Consider the following 17,290-nt stretch of genomic DNA (forward strand, 5'->3'; position numbering starts at 1 on the left):
CGGCATGGCGGTTCACACCGAGCAAAGGCACGGCGGTGGATTGGGTGGGGAGACAATCCCCAGATCAAGCCGCCGCCTCCTTGTAGAGCGGAGCTTGCTCCGCTGCGTTTCGATCGGTCTTCGGGAAAGCCCCAGCGGAGCAAGCTCCGCTCTACACAGCGGGGATCCGCCTGGGTGACGATGAGGCTTTACCGACGAGGTCCGACTTTACCGACGGTCGCGCCCGCCGCGTCGTTCGCACAGGCCGACCGGGCGCTTCTGAAATAATGCGCGGGTCTGTCCCGCATCGCATCAGGTGACCCATGCCCGCAACGCTTCGCATCGCCATGGCCCAGTTCGACTATCCGGTCGGCGACGTGGCGGGCAACACCCGGCGCATCATCGAGCAGATCGCCATCGCCCGCGACGAATACGGCGCCGACGTGGTGCTGTTCCCCGAGCTGGCGCTGAGCGGCTATCCGCCGGAGGACCTGCTGATGCGGCCCTCGTTCCTGGCCGACTGCCACCGCGCGCTGGCCCAGGTCGCCCAGGCCGCGACCGGCATCGTCGCGGTGGTGGGCTGGCCCGAGAGCGCCGGCAGCGTGCTCTACAACGCCGCCAGCGTGCTGCGCGACGGCCGCATCGAAGCGACGTATCGCAAGCGCGAACTGCCCAACTACAACGTCTTCGACGAACGCCGCTACTTCCACGTCGATCCCGACGGCGGCAGCTGCGTGTTCGAGGTCAAGGGCGTGCCGGTGGGCGTGGTGATCTGCGAGGACCTGTGGTTCGCCGAACCGCTGGCCGACACCGCGCGCGCCGGCGCGCAGCTGGTGCTGGTGCCCAACGCCTCGCCGTTCGAACACGGCAAGCACGCCCAGCGCGATGCGCTGCTGGCCCAGCGCGTGGCCGAGACCGGCGTGGCGCTGGCCTATCTCAACGTGGTCGGCGGCCAGGACGCGCTGGTGTTCGACGGCGCCTCGGTGGTGGCCAGCGGCAACGGCGAGATCTCGCCGGCGGCGGTGGCCTTCGCCGAGCAGTGGCTGGTGGCCGACTACGACGCCGCCACGCGCGTGTTCTCGCCGGTGCTGTGGCGCGACGAGGGCGACGAGAGCCGCGACGGGCTGGCCTGGCGCGCGGTGGTGCGCGGCATCGCCGACTACTGTGGCAAGAACGGCTTCAGCAAGGTCTGGGTGGGGCTGTCCGGCGGCATCGACTCGGCGATGGTGCTGGCGCTGGCCGTCGATGCGCTGGGCGCCGACAACGTCACCGCCGTGCGCATGCCCTCGCGCTACACCGCCGGGCTGTCCAACTCGCTGGCCGAGGAACAGTGCCGCGCGCTGGGCGTGCGCATGGAGACCGTGGCGATCGAGGCGCCGTTCAAGGGCTACCTGGAGGCGCTGGGGTCGTTGTTCGAAGGCCACCCGGTCGATACCACCGAGGAGAACCTGCAGTCGCGCGCGCGCGGGGCGATCATGATGGCCCTGTCCAACAAGTTCGGCGGGCTGCTGCTGACCACCGGCAACAAGAGCGAGTACGCGGTCGGCTACGCCACCATCTACGGCGACATGTGCGGCGGCTATGCGCCGATCAAGGACCTGTACAAGACCGAGGTGTTCGCGCTGTCGCGCTGGCGCAACACCGTAGGCGGCGCGCCGGTGATCCCGCCGGCGGTGATCGACCGCCCGCCCTCGGCCGAGCTGCGCGAGAACCAGCTCGACCAGGACTCGCTGCCGCCCTACGACGTGCTCGACGCGATCCTGCTGCGCTATGTCGATCTGGAGCAGTCGCGCGAGGAGATCATCGCCGCCGGCTTCGACGCCGACACCGTCCACCGTATGCTGCGCCTGGTGCGGGTCAACGAATGGAAGCGCCAGCAGGCCGCCCCCGGCCCGAAGGTCTCCCTACGCGCCTTCGGCCGCGAGCGCCGCTACCCGATCAGCAACCGCTACCCGGCCTGAGCCGGCGCCGGAATCGGCACGGCGCGCCCGCTCACCCGGATCGGACCCGCCGCCGGGATGTGCACCCGCAGCTGGCTCGGCCGGCCCATGTCCTCGCCCTGCACGATGTGGAGGTCGGTCGGCGCCTGGACCGCGCCGAGCGCGCGCAGATAGGCGCCGAAGGCCGCCGCGGCCGCGCCGGTGGCCGGATCCTCGACCACGCCGCCGGCGGGGAAGGGATTGCGCGCGGCGAATGCGTGCTCCGAGACGCGCCAGACCAGCGCCACCGTGGCCAGCTCGTGCGCCTGCGTCAGCGCCTTGAGCCCGGCGAAGTCGTAGTCCAGCCGCGCCAGCCGCTCGCGCGTGGCAGCGGCCAGGATCAGGTGGCGCGCGCCGGCGTAGGCGATGGCCGGCGGCAGCGCCGGGTCCAGCTCGTCGGCGCTCCAGCGCAACCGGGTCAGGGCCAGGTCGAGCAGGCCCGGCGGCAGCGCGGGCAGCACGTGCGGGGCGACGCTGGTCAGGGTCGCGCCGATGCCGGCGTCCTCGCGTGCGGTGACCACCTCGACCAGGCCGGCGCGGGTGCGGAAGCGCAGCGTGCCCGGGCCGTCGCGCTGCGCCAGCGCGACCGCGCCGGCAATGGTGGCGTGCCCACAGAACGGCACTTCGTCCAGCGGACTGAAGTAGCGCACGTCGAACGCGCCCGCCTCGCCCGGCTGGACGAAGATCGATTCGGAATAGCCCAGCCGCGTGGCCAGCGCCTGCATGTCCGCCGTCGCCATGCCCGAGGCATCGAGGACCACGCCGGCCGGATTGCCGCCCTCGGGCCGATCGGTGAAGGCGCTGTAGTGCAGGACATGAGGTGAGGACACGCACGGACCTTGGGAGCGGGAGAGTCGCCTCAGCTTAGGGCGTGGCGCGCACGCGGCCCAGCGCCACGGCGCGATGCTGGATTCCAACCGCAGCCGTGCCTTGGAGTCGTCAATGGCGCGGATATCGTCGCCCAACCGATCACACCACCATCGTCGTTCCCGCGAAAGCGGGAACCCAGGGACTTTCGTGCCGAACGCCAGAGAAGGCTCAGCGCTTCCGCGCGACCCCGCTCTTGTTGGCGCCTTCTGCCACCAAAAAAGAAAAGGGGCCTCAAAGGCCCCTTTCATCCCACAACGATCCGCTTCGCTCAGTGGGCGTCTTCGCGCTCGTTATCCAGCGCCGACTTCTCGCCGGCGAAGGGGTTGAGCTTGCGTATGGTCGAGGGGAAGTCCGGCCACTTGCCGGCCAGCCAAGGGTGCTGCGGGTCGTTCATCTGCAGCACGCGGCGCGCATCGTCGGCCAGCTGTTTGTTGCCCAGACGGGTGTAGGCCTCGCCCAGCAGGGCGACGGCGTCGTACTGGTACTCGCTCTGCGGCAGGGTCTCCAGGATGTACTTGGCGCGGCCCACGGCGGCGGTGTAGGCGCCGCGGTGCAGGTAGTACAGCGCGGTGTCCATCTCGTGGCGGGCGAAGGTATTGCGCAGCTGGACCATGCGCAGGCGCGCGTCGGCGGCGTAGCGGCTGTTGGGGTAGCGCTCGGAGACGGTGTTGAAGTCGCTATAGCCCTGCAACGGGGTGGACAGGTCGCGGCGGCTGGAATCCAGGCTCCAGACCTTCTGCAGGAACACCGTGTCGCGGTTGGAATTGGCCAGGCCGCGCAGGTAGTACATGTAGGGCACGTTGCGCTGGGTCGGGTAGGTGCGCAGGAAGCGGTCGATGCTCGACACGGCCTCCTCCAGCTTGCCCGACTTGTACTGCGCGTAGGCCAGCTCCATCTGCGCCTGCTCGGTGTACGGGCCGTACGGGTACTGGGCGATCAGCGACTGGAACTGCTTCTCCGCACCGGACCAGTTGCCGCGGGTCATGTCGGTGTGGGCTTCGGTGTAGATGGCCTCGACCGGGCGCGAGTCGACCGCCTTGTCCTTCTTGTTGCGGCCGCAGCCTGTGGCCGTGAGGGCCACCACCAGGAGCAGGAGCAGGACGCGGACGGTGGCGCGGGCGGACGGGGCTGCGAAACGCTGGGACATGGGCTGGCGGACGGGCCGCATCGGGGAAACGAGGGGGCGATGATAGCCTAGGCGGCTGCCGGGCCATGAATTCCGGCCAACTTCTTCACTGGAACCGCTTGACCGGATGACTGCCGTAGCCGACGACGACGCCCCCCTGGACGCCCCCGCCACACAGGTCCCGCGCAGCGCCCAGGTACCCACGCACGCGGCCGGGCGCCGGTTCGACGCGGTGCTGGCCGAGCTGTTCCCCGAGTTTTCCCGCTCGCGCCTGTCCGAATGGATCAAGTCCGGCGACGCGCGCCTGGACGGCGAGGTGGTGCGCCCGCGCGACCCGGTCACCCCCGGCCAGGTCGCCACGCTGGACGCCGTGCTGGACCCCCAGACCCACGCCCAGCCCGAGGACATCCCCCTGCAGGTGCTGTACGAGGACAGCGAGGTCCTGGTGCTGGACAAGCCGGCCGGGCTGGTGGTCCACCCCGGCGCCGGCAACCCGACCGGCACCCTGGTCAACGCCCTGCTGTTCCGCGACCCGGCGCTGTCCGCGCTGCCGCGCGCCGGCATCGTCCATCGCCTGGACAAGGACACCTCCGGGGTCATGGTCGTGGCCAAGACCCTGCCGGCGCACAACTCGCTGGTGGCGCAGCTCTCGGCACGCGAGGTGCATCGGCAGTATCTGGCGGTGGTGGTCGGCGCGATGGTGTCCGGCGCGACCGTCGATGCGCCGATCGACCGCCATCCGCGCGACCGGCTGAAGATGGCCGTGCGCGAGGACGGGCGCGATGCGGTCACCCACGTGCGCCTGCGCGAACGCTTCCGCGGCCATACCGCGGTCGAGTGCCGGCTGGAGACCGGCCGTACCCACCAGATCCGTGTGCACATGGCGCATCTGCGCTTTCCCATCGTCGGCGATCCGCTCTACGGCGGTCCGCTGCGCCTGCCGCGCGGGGCGAGCGAGGAACTCAACGCCCAGCTGCGCGGCTTCCGCCGCCAGGCCCTGCACGCCGAGACGCTGGAGTTCAGCCACCCGACCACCGGCGAGCCGGTGCGCACCAGTGCGCCGGTCCCGGCCGACATGCTGGCGCTGATGGCGGCGCTGCGCGACGACGCGGCCGCGCACAAGCGCAAGTGAGCGCCCTGCTGCCCGCGCACTGGCCCGCGCCGCCCGGCGTGCGCGCGCTGGTGACGCTGCGCTTCGGTGCCGGCGGCTCGGCTGCGCCGTTTGACACCTTCAACCTGGGCAACCGCAGCGCCGCCGCGGGCGATGACCCCGCACAGGTGGAGGCCAACCGCGCCGAGCTGGCCGCGTTGGCGGGCCTGCCGTCGCTGCCGCACTGGCTGCGCCAGGTGCATGGCACCGGTGTGGCGCGCTTCGAGACACCGCTCGGCGCGCCGCGCGCGCAGGACGATGAACCGGAAGGCGACGCCGCCGTCACCGACGTACCCGGCGTGGTGCTGGCCATCCTCACCGCCGACTGCCTGCCGGTGGTGTTCGCCGCCGCCGACGGCAGCGAGGTGGCCGCCGCCCACGCTGGCTGGCGCGGGCTGGCCGATGGGGTGCTGGAGCGCACCGTCGCCGCGATGCGCACGCCGGCCGCGCATGTGCGCGCCTGGCTGGGCCCGGCGGCGGGACCGGAGGCCTATGAGATCGGCCAGGACGTGTTCGACGCGTTCACCGCGAGCGACCCCGGCGCCGCCGCGGCCTTCGTCGCGACCCGCCCCGGCCACTGGCGCGTGGACCTGTACGCGCTGGCGCGCCGACGCCTGGCCGCGGTCGGCGTGACCGACGTGCACGGCGGCACGCTGTGCACCATCGGCGACCCGCAGCGCTTCTTCTCGCATCGCCGCGACCGCCGCAGCGGTCGCATGGCCACCCTGGTGTGGCGGGCGCCGACATGAGCGCGCCCGCGCCCTCCGGCGGCGATTCCGCCGTGGAGACGCGGGGCGCGGCGATCATCGTGTTCGACGGCGCGTGCGCCATGTGCAACGGCTGGGTGCGCTTCCTGCTGCGTCACGATCGCGCCGCGCGCTATCGCTTCGCCGCCATGCAGGGCCGCACCGGCGCGGCCCTGCTGGCCGAGCACGGCCTGGACCCGCACGACCCGTCCTCGTTCCTGCTGGTAGACCGCGACGGCGCCCACGTCGAGACCGACGCCATCGCGCGCGTGCTCGGTGGCCTCGGCGGCGGCTGGCCGGTGCTGGCTACGGCCGCGCGCGCCGTGCCGCGCGGCGCGCGCGACCGCGTCTATCGCTGGGTCGCCCGCAACCGCCGGCGCTGGGCCGGCGCCACCTGCACCGTGCCCAGCCCCGAGCAACGCGACCGCTTCCTGGACTGAGGGCGGCTTCAGAAGGTGAAGCGCACCCGCCCGTAGTAGTACGCGCCGTTGCTGCCGATCGGCGAGAGCACGTCGTAGGGCAGGTTGCCGAAGTAGGCGATATCCGGGATCGAGCGGTCCGGATACTGGTCGAGCAGGTTCTGCCCGCCCAGGGCGATGCTCCACTGCGGCGTGATGCGGTATTCGACTTCCGCATCAAGCTGGTACTCGGCGCTATAGGTCTGGCGCGGAACGAAGCCGTCGCCGAAGTCGAACACGCGCGTGGCCTTGCCATAACGGCTCAGGCGCGAGGTCAGCGACCACTTGTCGTCGCTCCAACTCGCCGCCAGCGCGGCGCGCGTGCGCGGCGTGGCCTCGGTCAGCGTGTTGCTCTCTTCCACGCCGAACAGCACGTAGTCCGGGTCCAGCGCGAGCAGCTGCCCGGGCGTGGCGACCAGATGCTTCAACTCGGTCTTGGCGTAGCTCCAGGTGCCGGTCAGCAGCAGCTGACCATCGCCGACGGACTGGCGCCAGTTGCTGACCAGTTCCGCGCCGCGGGTGCGAGTGTCGGCGGCGTTGACGAAGAAGCTGGCGCTCTGCACGCCGCCCACGCCGAAGCGGTCCTGCACGAAATCGGTCAGCGCATCGCCGGTGATGTCCTCGGACAGCGCGACGCGGTCGTCGATGTCGATCTGGAAGAAGTCCAGCGACAGGTCGAACTGGCTGCCGATGCGGCTGGTGAAGCCGAGACTGTAGTTGTGCGACTTCTCCGGCTTGAGCGGCTGGGCGCCCAGCGCCTGGGCGATGGGGTTGTTGACCGACAGCAGCCGGCCCTGCACCAGGCGGCCGGCGGCGTCGTAGCCGGTGGAGGTGGCCTCGTAGCCGATCTGGCTCAGCGAGGGCGCGCGGAAGTTGTTGGACACCGCCGCGCGCACGGCGAAGGCGGGCACGAACTCGTAGCGCGCGGCCAGCTTGCCGGTCCACTGGCCGCCGAAGTCCTGGTAGTGCTCGTAGCGGCCGGCGATGTCGGTGGAGAAGTGCTCGCCGAACTGGCTGGACAGCGAGGCGTAAGCGCTGGCGACGTTGCGCGACAGGTCGGCCACGTCCTGCGGGGTCAGGCCGCCGCCGGCCTGCGAGCCGGTCGGGCGGTCGGTGTAGGGGCCGGCCGCGTAGCTGGCCGGGTCGCCGGCGCCGGTCTCGTAGCGCTCGCGGCGGAACTCCACGCCGGTGCCCAGCGTGTGGGTGGCCGTGCCGGCCTCGAACACCCGGCTCAGGTCCAGGTTGGCCACGGTCTGGTCGAAGGCGTAGTCGCCGGTCTTGAAGCGCGTGGGGCTGCCCGGGCCGAGCGAGGCGTTGAGCGAATCCTTCAGCCGGTAGGTGAAGTCGTTGTGCCCGTAGTCCAGGCTGGCGTCGTAAGCCCATTCGCCCCACTGGCCGCGCGCGCCGGCCACGGCCTGGGCGTCGCGGTTCTCGCCCAGCGACACTGGGCGGTAGCCGCGCGGGTAGACCTGCTTCCAGTTGGCCACGCTGTCGGGATAGCGGAAGTAGTTGGCGCCCTGCGTGTCGCGCTGGTTGAAGGTGCCGAAGGCATAGAACTCGGAGGTGGCGCCGAACGGCACCGCGGCGTTGATCCAGGCGTTGAGGTCCTTGGACTTGCCGTCGCCCAGCACGTAGTTGCGCTTGCCGGCCAGGGCCAGGTTGTCCGGCGTCTGCTCCTCGAAGAAGGGAATCTGGTCGAAGCCGGCGCGGTTGGTGCCTTCGCGGTTCTTCAGCTCCACGCCCAGCTTGAAGAAGCCGTCCTCGCCGATGCGATCGCCGACCTTGGCGCTGAAGAAGCTGGTCTGGCCGTCGGTGATCTCGCGGTGGATCGGTTCGACATCGGTGTGGTTGGCGCCGAAACTGGCCTCGATCGCGCTGGCGTCCGGATCGTCGTCCAGGATCACGTTGATCACCCCGGCCACCGCATCCGAGCCGTATTGCGCGCCGGCGCCGTCGCGCAGCACCTCGATGCGCTTGATCGCGCTGATCGGGATGGCGTTGAAATCGACCGGCGTGGTGCCCTTGCCGATCTTGCTGTCGGTGTTGACCAGGGCCGAGGTGTGGCGGCGCTTGCCGTTGACCAGCACCAGCACCTGGTCGGGCGAAAGCCCGCGCAGCTGCGCGGCGCGCACGTGGTCGGCGCCGCCGGAGTTGGACTGACGCGGGAAGTTGAACGAGGGCAGCAGCGCCTGCAGCGCGCTGCCCAGTTCGCCATTGACTACGCCGGCCTTGCGGATGTCCTCGGCGGTGAGCACATCCACCGGCGCGGTGGACTCGAGCACCGTGCGGTTGCTGGCGCGGGTGCCGGTGACGATCACCGTGTCCAGGTTGGTGGCGGTGGCCGGGGCGGCGTCCTGGGCGAAGGCGGGGGCCGACAGGGCCAGGGCGATGGCCAGGCTCAGCGGCCTGACGAACGGGGACGACATGGCGGTTCTCTCCTGAAGCGATAACGGTCGCGACCGGTCGCGCCGGCCGTGGCGGCGACTGGGGTCGGCAAGGATTGCTGCATCCATCCGGATGAAGCGATATATTAACTTGACGTAAAGGCGACGCGCGAGCCGTGGCTCGGTGCCGTGCGGCATGAGCTCATGCCGGGCGGTTATTCGTCATCGCGCCGCGTCGGCCTTTCGATCGTGTTCTCCTTGCCCGTTTCCGCCCCCCACCGAGACCCTGCCGATGCTGCTGCGTGCCCCGTTGATCGCCGTTCTGTTCACCTTGAGCGCCTGTGCCAGCGTCGCGCCTTCGCACCCCGCGCCCGCCGCCGTCAGCGCGACCCTGCAGGGCGATGCCTTGCGGCCGGCGCAGGCCAGCGGCTGGGTGCGCAGCGAGTTGTACTTCGGCGTGGGCGTGGAGGAAGGGCCGGGCGGGCGGCACGAGGACCAGCCGATCAGCGAGGCGCAGTGGCGCGCCTTCCTCGACAAGGAGGTCACCGCGCGTTTCCCGGATGGTTTGACCGTGCTGGATGGCTACGGCCAGTGGCTGTTCCGCGGCGCCGCGGCGCCGGAGCGGCTGAAGACCAAGGTGCTGGTGATCTTGCACGAGGACACGCCTCAGCGCCGCGCCGACATCGAGGCCATCCGCCTGGCGTGGAAGCAGGCCACCGGCCACCAGTCGGTGCTGTGGTCGCGTCAGCCGGTGGAGGTGTCGTTCTGAGCGCCTTGCCTTTCCAGATCCGCATCGACGATCTGAGCGGCGCGCAGATCCGCGCGCTGCTCGAGTACCACCTGCGCCAGATGCACGCCAATTCGCCGCCGGGCAGCGTGTTCGCGCTGGATCTGAGCGGCCTGCAGGCGCCGGGCATGACGGTGTGGAGCGCCTGGCGTGGGCAGGCGCTGGTCGCCATCGGCGCGCTCAAGGACTGGGGCGAGGGCACCGGCGAGCTCAAGTCCATGCGCACCCATCCGGACCGTCTGCGCCAGGGCGCGGCGGCCGCCGTGCTGGACCACATCATCGAGGTGGCGAAGGCCCGCGGCCTGCGCCGCCTGAGCCTGGAAACCGGGTCGGGCGAGGCCTTCGAGCCGGCGCTGGCCCTGTACCGCAAGCGCGGCTTCAGCAACGGGCCGGCGTTCGGCGACTATGTCGCCAGCGATTTCAACCAGTTCCTGCACTTGCCGCTTTGAAGCATCGGTGCAGGCGGGCGAGGACATCGCCCGCCTGCACCAGGCCCCACGTCAGAAGTCGTAGGACACCGACAGCCGGATCGAGCGCGGTGGCTGGCGGATGGTGACGGTCTGGAACAGCGGGTTGTTGGGACTGGCGTCGGTGCTGGGCGTGGTCTGGGCGAAGGCGTAGCGCTGCAGCGCGACCTGGCTGTCGAGCACGTTGAAGATGCTGCCGGTGAAGGCCAGGCGGTGATCGCCGAAGTCCGGCGTCCAGGTCACGCCCAGGTCCAGCTGGGTCATCCACGGCATGCGGCCCTGCTTGCCCGGAGGCGAGGGTTCACCGTTGCAGAAGTGGTAGACGCTGCCATAGCCCAGCGGATCGAGCTGCTGCTGGCCGTAGAAGCTCAGGCAGTGGCGCGGCGTGCCCGACACGGCCGCGAAGTTGGCCGACACCAGCCACTCCGGCGAGAAGGTGTAGTAGCCGTAGAGCTTGAGCTGATGGGTGTGGTCGTTGTTCTGCGGTCCGTTGGCGTTCTCCATGATCGTCCAGTTGTCCCAGTCGTAGCTGGTGGAGGTGCCGCCCTGGCTGGCATCCGAACGCACCTGGCCCTCGGTGTTGCCGTAGCTGCGCGAGAACACATAGCTGGCCTTGCCGTACCAGTTGTCGGCGACCGGATGCTCGAGCACCGCCTCCAGGCCGTAGTACTTGCGGATCAGCTTCTGCTTGAAGCCCAGGTCCTGCATGCTCATCGGGAAGTCGAAGTACGAGCCGTCCCCATCGATCATGGTGAAGACGTTGGTGCGGCCGGGATTGATCAGATAGCAGGTGTTGAAGTTGGCCACATCGTGCCCGGCGGCATTGGCCGCGGCGGCGACCTGCGACATCGAGCAGAAGTCGTCGATCGCGTTGCGCAGATTGCGGTAGGTGCTCTTCAGGCCCCACACCCAGGCATCGCCCAGCGTGTGTTCGAAGCCCAGGATGAACTCATCCTGGTATTCCGGCTCCAGCGTGCGCGCGGTGGCGGTCTTGGGATCGGGCGCCTGTCCGAACTGGTTGAGCGCCGAGTACTCGCCGGAGATATCGGTCAGCCCGGTGGGCGAACCATCGGCGGCGATGCCCGAGTAGGTGTACAGGTGGGTGGTGTTGTAGAAGCCGGCGGCGACGATCAGGCCGGGGTTGAGCGGCAGGCCCAGGTAGTAGCGTCCGGCGTTGGCGTAGACCTTGAAGCTCGAATCGCCGTGCACGTCCCAGGCCGCGCCCAGGCGCGGCGCCCATTGCGGCTTGGTCTGGCGGATGTAGGGCACGCCGTCGGAGTTGAAGTTGGTGAACTGGTCGTTGCGCAGGCCGATGCTCAGCAGCAGGTTGTCGGCCACCTGCCACTTGTCCTCGATGTACTGCGCCTTCTGCGAGGAGCTGATGGTGGTGATGCCGCTCCAGGTGTTGCGCTGGACGTAGTAGCCCGCAGCGCCGTTGGGGAAGCCGGCCACCGGGCCGATGCCGTGCGAGGCGTCCAGCGGCAGGCTGGGATCGTCGGCGCGCTGGTAGGACCAGACATAGCCCGGGCCCGGCGCATGGCCACCCTGGTCCAGGGCCTGCGAGCGGATGTTGTCGATGCCGGCGCTGAGGGTGTGGTTGCCCAGGGTCCAGGCCAGGTCCACGCGCAGGTTGCTGGAATGGTTGCCGCGGTCCGGTTCGCTGAGGTCGCCCTGGATCTGGTTGTTGTAGCGCGGCGTGCCGCCGTTGAGCGCCGGGTTCTGGTAGGTCCAGTTGTCCACGCGCACCAGGGTGGGGTCGTAGTTGGGCGGCTGCGCGTTGTACATCTTGGTGTCCATCTCGCCGTAGGTGGCCGAGAGGGTGAGCGTGTCGGTCAGGTAGCCGGTATAGCGGGCCACCCACATGTCGCCGCCGTACTGGCTGTCGCCGTTGGCGTACAGAAAGCCGCTGCGCGTCAGGGTCTTGTAGTCGTAGCCGTAGACGTTGCTGGAGCTATCCAGCCGGTCGCGCACGCCGGTCAGCTCCAGCAGGTTGTTGTCGTTGATGTTCCAGTTGAGCTTGACGTAGGCGCGCGGCATCTTGCTGGTCTGGCTGACGTAGTTGCCGCCGCTGTCCAGCGTGTTGGTGGAATCGGTCCAGTCGCGCTGGAACTCGCCGGCGGCGAAGAAGAACAGCCGGTCGCGGATGATCGGGCCGCCGGCGTAGGCCGAGACGGTGTAGCTGTCGGTGCGGTTGGCGCCGTTGTAGTGATACAGGTCGCCGGCCAGCGGCGAATCCGGCAGGCCGTTGGCGTAGTGGGAATTCTTGGCCTCGGCCCGGCCCCAGTCCGGCTGCCAAAGCACCTGCGCGCCGTAGTGCCACTGGTTGGTGCCGTGCTTGCCGACCGCGTTGATCACACCGCCGTCGGAGCGGCCGAACTGCGCGCTGTAGCCGCCGGTGTAGATCTCCTGCTGGTCGATGGCGCCGTAGGGCAGGGTCAGGCCGCCGGCGGTGTTGAGCGGGTCGGTCGTGTTGAAGCCGTTGATGTAGTAGGCGTTCTCGGTCGGCGAGGAGCCGCCGAAGCTCACCAGCTCCTTGCCCGTGTCGCTGTGGAAGCCGCCGCTGTTGGCGACCACGCCCGGTGCCAGCTTGGCGATGTCCTCGGCGTTGCGGGCCAGCGGCAGGCGCGCCAGTTGGCTGGCGGTGATGACCGTGCGCGAGTCCACCGCGGAGGCGTCGATGCTCGGCACCGCCGAGGCCGACACCTTGACGGCGCCCAGGTTGGTGGCGCCTGCCGTCGCCGCGGGCGCGGCGAAGGACACTTCCGAGGCCACGCCGACCTTCACCAGCACGTGGGCGTCGGCGCCGAGCGGCTGGCCGTCGCGGACCGCGCTCAGGGTGTATTCGCCCACCGGCAGGGCCGGGCTGCGGTACTGGCCATCGGCACCGACCTGGATCTCGCGGGTGGTGCCCGTGGCGCTCTGGATGCGGATGGTGCTGCCGGCCTCGGCCTGGCCGTACAGCGTGCCGGTCGTGGATTGGGCGAAGGCAGAGGGGCTGGCCGACAGCGCGAGCGCGGCCGCCAGGGCGTGGAACAGGAGGGAGCGGGAAAACGACATGGATCGGGTCTCCGGGGCGTGGTTGAGCGCGTCCGCACCGGCCGGGAGGACCAATGAGACATGCGGATCGCGGATGGCAAGAACTGCGGCCACGGCAACGCGTCCTGTGCGGACGTGGCGAACGGACACTGCGACTACGAGGAATCCCCTGGCGGAGCGCGTCCGCCAAGCGTTTTTTACCATTCTGTAATCGGTTTCACAACCCACTGACAAAATCGACAGAAAGACCGCCCCGTCTACGTTTCAGCGCGATCGACGGTGGTTGCGGCCGAAACCGTCGGTGCGATGGGTTGAAGCCGTCGGGGGCCGGCCGTGCGTGTCTGACTTTTCCGCTTTGGCGTAGGTCTTGTGCATCGCGTGGTGGGCGCCGTATCGCAACGCGAGGCCTGGATTAAAGTCCATGGATCCCCGCGTTCGCGGGGATGACGAGCTTTGCGTTTGCAGTGCAAAACCGCGAGCAAGCCTCGCATCGTCGTTCCCGCGAAAGCGGTTAAACAACGACTTCCATGCGGAGGGCGAAAGCCCCTGGCGCCTGCATCGATCACCAACGCGCACCAAAGGCACGCGAGGCGTGCCTTTGGTGCGCGCGACGCCGCGCTGCAATCGAATGTCGCACGAAGCGCACGTGAGCCTCACCGCGCGCTGGCTAGCCTCCAGGACCCCATGTTCGAAGGTCATCCCCATGAGCAAGCGCGTTGCAGAGATCGTCGTCGAGACCCTGGAGGCGGCGGGCGTTCGGCATTGCTACGGCATCGTCGGCGACACCCTCAACCATGTCACCGACGCTATCCACCGCAGTTCGATCCAGTGGGTGCACATGCGCCACGAGGAGGCCGGCGCCTTCGCCGCCGGTGCCGACTCGCTGATCAGCGGCCAGCTGACCGCCTGCGCGGGCTCGTGCGGGCCGGGCAGCCTGCACTTCATCAACGGCGTGTTCGAGAGCAACCGCAACCGCGCACCGATGGTGCTGATCGCCAGCCAGATCGTCACGCCCGAGCTGGGCATGGAGTTTCCGCAGGAAGTGGACTTCAAGGCGGTCTACAGCAGCTGCAGCGTGTTCTGCGAACAGGTGCACAGCCCGGAGCAGGCGCGGCGCGTGGTCGCGCTGGCCTGCCAAGCGGCGATCAGCCGACGCGGCGTGGCGGTGGTGATCCTGCCGGCCGACATCAGCCAGGCACAGGTCAAGCACGACGTGTCCTTTGCCGTGCACCACGCCGCGCCGGTGCTGCGGCCCAACGACGGCGAGCTGCAGCGCATGGCCGAGCTGCTCGACCGCGGTACCAAGATCGGCATCTACGCCGGCGCCGGCTGCGAGGGCGCGCACGATGCGCTGGTCGCGCTGGGCGCACGGCTCAAGGCGCCGATCGCGCACACCTCGCGCGCCAAGGACTTCGTCGAATACGACAACCCCTACAACATGGGCATGACCGGCATCTTCGGCATCGAGTCCGGTTATCACACGCTGATGGCCTGCGACACGCTGCTGCTGCTAGGCGCGGACTTCGCGTGGGGCCAGTTCTATCCGGACAAGGCCACGATCGTGCAGGTGGATCGGGACGGCAGCCATCTGGGTCGGCGCCATCCGATCGATCTGGGCGTGGTCGGCGACATCGGCCCCACCCTGGAGGCGCTGCTGCCGCTGTTGACCCAGCGCGAGGACAGCGGCTTCCTGGACGAGTGCATCGCGCACCGCGACAAGGCCATGGCCAAGCGCGCCGAGGAGGAGCAGCCGGGCGAGGGCGAGCTCATCCATCCTCAGCACCTGACCGCGCTGCTGGACCGCTACGCCGATGACGATGCGCTGTTCACCGCCGACGGCGGCTCGCCGATGGTGTGGGTGCTGCGCCATATCCGCGTCAACGGCCGCCGCCGCACGCTGCCCAGCCTGCTGCACGGCACGATGGCCAATGCGATGCCGCAGGCGCTGGGCCTGCAGAAGGCCTTCCCGCAGCGGCAGGTGATCTCGCTGTCCGGCGATGGCGGGATCGCCATGCTGCTGGGCGATCTGCTCACCGCCATCCAGGAAGACCTGCCGATCAAGGTGGTGGTCTACAACAACAGCTCGCTCAACTTCGTCGAGCTGGAGCAGAAGGTCGAAGGCCTGCTGGACAACTACACCGATCTGAAGAACCCGGACTTCGGCCGGCTGGCCGAGGTGATCGGCTACTACGGCCGCACCGTGACCCGCAGCGCCGACCTGGAGCAGGCGGTGCGCGACTTCCTGGCCCATCCCGGCCCGGCGCTGCTGGACGTGCACACCAGCCCGACCGAGCTGGTTATGCCGCCGCAGATCGAGGCCGGGCAGGTGGCCGGCACCGCGCTGTATGCGGCCAAGGCCGTGCTGAGCGGGCGCCTGGGCGACGTCAAGGAACTGCTGACCACCAACTTCCTCAACAAGAAGTAGTCGCCCCGCACGGGGCCGACCTGTAGAGCGGAGCTTGCTCCGCTGAGGCTTTCCCCACGAACCGAACGAAGAGCAGCGGAGCTTGCTCCGCTGGGGCCTTCCCCACGAACCGAACGAAGAGCAGCGGAGCAAGCTCCGCTCTACAAGGAGGTCGCCACTTGGTCTGGTAGACAGTGGCTCCCACCGACTCGGGCAGGACGCTTTGTGCATGGCATCGCGCTGTCAGGGGCGCGCGGGCGTCGTACCATCGCGCGGTCCCCACGCTTGGCCCTCCCGCATGTCCTCATCCGCTTCGCCGGCGCCGGTGCGCCCGCGCTGGTTCGTCGCCGGCGACCTCAACGGCTTCTTCGGCCTGGTCGTCGACAACCTGTCGATCCTGGGCTTTATCGCGATGGCGCTGGTGGGGATCTTCCAGTTCCCGGCCGAGGTGGTGTTCGGGCGCATGTTCCCCGGCACTGCGTTCGGCGTGCTGGTCGGCAACCTGGCCTATACGGTGATGGCGCGGCGGCTGGCGCAGCGCACCGGGCGCGAGGACGTCACCGCCATGCCGCTGGGCCTGGACGCGCCGACCAGCATCGGCATGGCGCTGCTGGTGCTGGGCCCGGCCTTCGTCGGCTTCAAGAGCGGTGGCATGGCGCCGGACGCCGCGGCGATCGCCACCTGGCAGCTGGGCATGGGCGCGCTGGTGGTGATGGGGCTGTTCAAGCTGGTGCTGTCCTTCTTCGGCGAGGCGGTCACGCGCGCGCTGCCGCGTGCGGCGCTGCTGGGCTCGATCGCCGGCATCGCGCTGGTGCTGATGGGCCTGCTGCCGCTGCTGGAGACGCTCAAGTCGCCCGTGGTCGGCCTGCTCACCCTCGGCCTGCTGCTGTACGTGCTGATCGCCAAGGGGCGGCTGCCGATCCGCCTGCCCGGGGTGCTGGTGGCCTTCGTCGTCGGCACGGTGCTGTATTACGCGCTCGGTCTCGCGGGGCTGGGGGCGCCGGGCTTCCAGCTGCCGGCGCTGGTGGCGCCTCATATCGCGCTGCCGTGGCCGTCGCTGGGCTTCGTGCAGGGGCTCTCCTACGCGGTGCCGTATCTGCCGCTGCTGCTGCCGTTCGGCCTGTTGATGGTGGTCGGCGGCATCAACGTGTCCGAGAGCGCGCGCGCGGCGGGCGACGACTACCGCACCCGCGACATCCTGCTGGTCGAGGCCATCGCCACACTGGTGGCGGGCGTGTGCGGCGGCGTGGCGCAGACCACCCCCTACATCGGCCAGCCGGCCTACAAGCACATGGGCGCGCGCAGCGGCTACACGCTGCTCACCGGCCTGTTCATCGGCATCGGCGGCATGCTGGGCATCGTCTCGATGCTGGTGCAGTGGCTGCCGCTGGCGGTGCTCTCGCCGATCATCGTGTACGTGGCCATCGACATCACCACCCAGGCCTTCCAGGCCACGCCGCAGCGGCATGCCGGCGCGATGGTGCTGGGCTTCCTGCCGTCGGTGGCCTATCTGCTGCTGATCAAGGCGCATGGCTGGATCGCGCCGGAGGCCTTCGCCGCGATGGCCAGCACGCTCGATGGCCACGGCCTGCCGGAGATGGCGGTGATCGCGGTGCTGGGCAACGGCTTCATCATCACCGCGATGCTGTGGACCGGCGCGGTGGTGGCGATGATCGACGGCGTGCTGCGGCGCGCGGCGGCGTTCTGGCTGGTGGCGGCGCTGTTCACGCTGTTCGGCGTGATCCACTCGGTGATCCCCAGCGGCGGCATCTATGTGCCGTGGCAGCTCGGGGACCTGGCCGCGACGATCTGCTGGCAGTTCACCGGCGCCTACCTGGCGTTGGCGGTGTTGATGGGCGTGCTGGCGCTGCAGCGGCGTCCGGCGCCCTGAAGGGAAGGGCACG

The 17,290-nt window shown here is 69.6% G+C and carries 12 protein-coding genes; 8 read left to right on the top strand and 4 right to left on the bottom strand.

What is annotated here, in order from left to right; translation table 11 throughout:
* The first annotated feature begins 302 nt into the window (after positions 1-302).
* Positions 303-1,940 (top strand): NAD+ synthase, encoded by a 1,638-nt coding sequence (locus EAT51_RS09270; RefSeq protein ID WP_130517213.1) that lies wholly within the window; start codon positions 303-305, stop codon positions 1,938-1,940.
* On the opposite strand, the gene EAT51_RS09275 is transcribed toward EAT51_RS09270, so the two are convergent.
* Both EAT51_RS09275 and EAT51_RS09280 read right to left on the bottom strand, forming a co-directional pair.
* Positions 1,928-2,788, bottom strand: a complete 861-nt coding sequence (locus tag EAT51_RS09275; RefSeq protein WP_205965171.1) for a PhzF family phenazine biosynthesis protein — start codon at positions 2,786-2,788, stop codon at positions 1,928-1,930. The genes EAT51_RS09270 and EAT51_RS09275 overlap by 13 nt on opposite strands.
* A 308-nt stretch (positions 2,789-3,096) precedes the next feature.
* Positions 3,097-3,975, bottom strand: a complete 879-nt coding sequence (locus EAT51_RS09280; RefSeq protein ID WP_130517217.1) for an outer membrane protein assembly factor BamD — start codon at positions 3,973-3,975, stop codon at positions 3,097-3,099.
* A gap of 106 nt (positions 3,976-4,081) precedes the next feature.
* Between EAT51_RS09280 and rluD the strand changes: the two genes are divergently transcribed.
* Genes rluD through EAT51_RS09295 form a run of 3 tightly spaced genes read left to right on the top strand, consistent with a single transcriptional unit; the run spans position 4,082 to position 6,290 of the window.
* Entirely contained in the window at positions 4,082-5,086 is a 1,005-nt protein-coding gene (gene rluD, locus EAT51_RS09285) for a 23S rRNA pseudouridine(1911/1915/1917) synthase RluD (protein WP_130517219.1), read from the top strand.
* Complete coding sequence (pgeF, locus tag EAT51_RS09290; RefSeq protein WP_130517221.1) at positions 5,083-5,853, top strand: peptidoglycan editing factor PgeF; 771 nt, start codon at positions 5,083-5,085, stop codon at positions 5,851-5,853. Before rluD ends, pgeF begins: the two co-directional genes overlap by 4 nt.
* A complete protein-coding gene (locus EAT51_RS09295) occupies positions 5,850-6,290 on the top strand; it encodes a thiol-disulfide oxidoreductase DCC family protein (RefSeq protein WP_130517223.1) in 441 nt (146 codons plus the stop codon). Before pgeF ends, EAT51_RS09295 begins: the two co-directional genes overlap by 4 nt.
* An 8-nt stretch (positions 6,291-6,298) precedes the next feature.
* Here EAT51_RS09295 and EAT51_RS09300 read toward each other — a convergent pair whose 3' ends face one another.
* The gene (locus EAT51_RS09300; protein WP_130517225.1) at positions 6,299-8,734 is read right to left on the bottom strand and encodes a TonB-dependent receptor plug domain-containing protein; all 2,436 of its coding nucleotides are present in this window, start codon (positions 8,732-8,734) and stop codon (positions 6,299-6,301) included.
* A 250-nt stretch (positions 8,735-8,984) separates the two neighbouring features.
* Between EAT51_RS09300 and EAT51_RS09305 the strand changes: the two genes are divergently transcribed.
* Complete coding sequence (locus EAT51_RS09305) at positions 8,985-9,461, top strand: DUF3574 domain-containing protein (RefSeq protein ID WP_130517227.1); 477 nt, start codon at positions 8,985-8,987, stop codon at positions 9,459-9,461.
* A 5-nt stretch (positions 9,462-9,466) separates the two neighbouring features.
* Positions 9,467-9,928 (top strand): GNAT family N-acetyltransferase, encoded by a 462-nt coding sequence (locus tag EAT51_RS09310; RefSeq protein WP_228257871.1) that lies wholly within the window; start codon positions 9,467-9,469, stop codon positions 9,926-9,928.
* Positions 9,929-9,979: 51 nt separating this feature from the next.
* Here EAT51_RS09310 and EAT51_RS09315 read toward each other — a convergent pair whose 3' ends face one another.
* On the bottom strand, positions 9,980-13,003 hold the full coding sequence (locus tag EAT51_RS09315; protein WP_130517230.1) for a TonB-dependent receptor: 3,024 nt from the start codon (positions 13,001-13,003) through the stop codon (positions 9,980-9,982).
* A 682-nt stretch (positions 13,004-13,685) separates the two neighbouring features.
* On the opposite strand from EAT51_RS09315, the gene EAT51_RS09320 reads away from it, so the two are divergent.
* Complete coding sequence (locus tag EAT51_RS09320; RefSeq protein ID WP_130561543.1) at positions 13,686-15,407, top strand: thiamine pyrophosphate-dependent enzyme; 1,722 nt, start codon at positions 13,686-13,688, stop codon at positions 15,405-15,407.
* Between the two features lie 277 nt (positions 15,408-15,684).
* Complete coding sequence (locus EAT51_RS09325) at positions 15,685-17,277, top strand: hypothetical protein (protein WP_130517234.1); 1,593 nt, start codon at positions 15,685-15,687, stop codon at positions 17,275-17,277.
* The last annotated feature ends 13 nt before the right edge of the window (positions 17,278-17,290 follow it).

Source organism: Pseudoxanthomonas winnipegensis, assembly GCF_004283755.1.
Classification (GTDB): Bacteria; Pseudomonadota; Gammaproteobacteria; order Xanthomonadales; family Xanthomonadaceae; genus Pseudoxanthomonas_A; species Pseudoxanthomonas_A winnipegensis.

What these genes read in the sequence shown, in the direction of transcription:
- EAT51_RS09280 (WP_130517217.1), bottom strand. Translation starts at nt 3,975, where the DNA reads ATGTCCCAGCGTTTCGCAGCCCCGTCCGCCCGCGCCACCGTCCGCGTC.
- EAT51_RS09325 (WP_130517234.1), top strand. Translation starts at nt 15,685, where the DNA reads ATGTCCTCATCCGCTTCGCCGGCGCCGGTGCGCCCGCGCTGGTTCGTC.
- EAT51_RS09315 (WP_130517230.1), bottom strand. Translation starts at nt 13,003, where the DNA reads ATGTCGTTTTCCCGCTCCCTCCTGTTCCACGCCCTGGCGGCCGCGCTC.
- rluD (WP_130517219.1), top strand. Translation starts at nt 4,082, where the DNA reads ATGACTGCCGTAGCCGACGACGACGCCCCCCTGGACGCCCCCGCCACA.
- EAT51_RS09305 (WP_130517227.1), top strand. Translation starts at nt 8,985, where the DNA reads ATGCTGCTGCGTGCCCCGTTGATCGCCGTTCTGTTCACCTTGAGCGCC.
- EAT51_RS09300 (WP_130517225.1), bottom strand. Translation starts at nt 8,734, where the DNA reads ATGTCGTCCCCGTTCGTCAGGCCGCTGAGCCTGGCCATCGCCCTGGCC.
- EAT51_RS09320 (WP_130561543.1), top strand. Translation starts at nt 13,686, where the DNA reads ATGAGCAAGCGCGTTGCAGAGATCGTCGTCGAGACCCTGGAGGCGGCG.
- EAT51_RS09295 (WP_130517223.1), top strand. Translation starts at nt 5,850, where the DNA reads ATGAGCGCGCCCGCGCCCTCCGGCGGCGATTCCGCCGTGGAGACGCGG.
- EAT51_RS09270 (WP_130517213.1), top strand. Translation starts at nt 303, where the DNA reads ATGCCCGCAACGCTTCGCATCGCCATGGCCCAGTTCGACTATCCGGTC.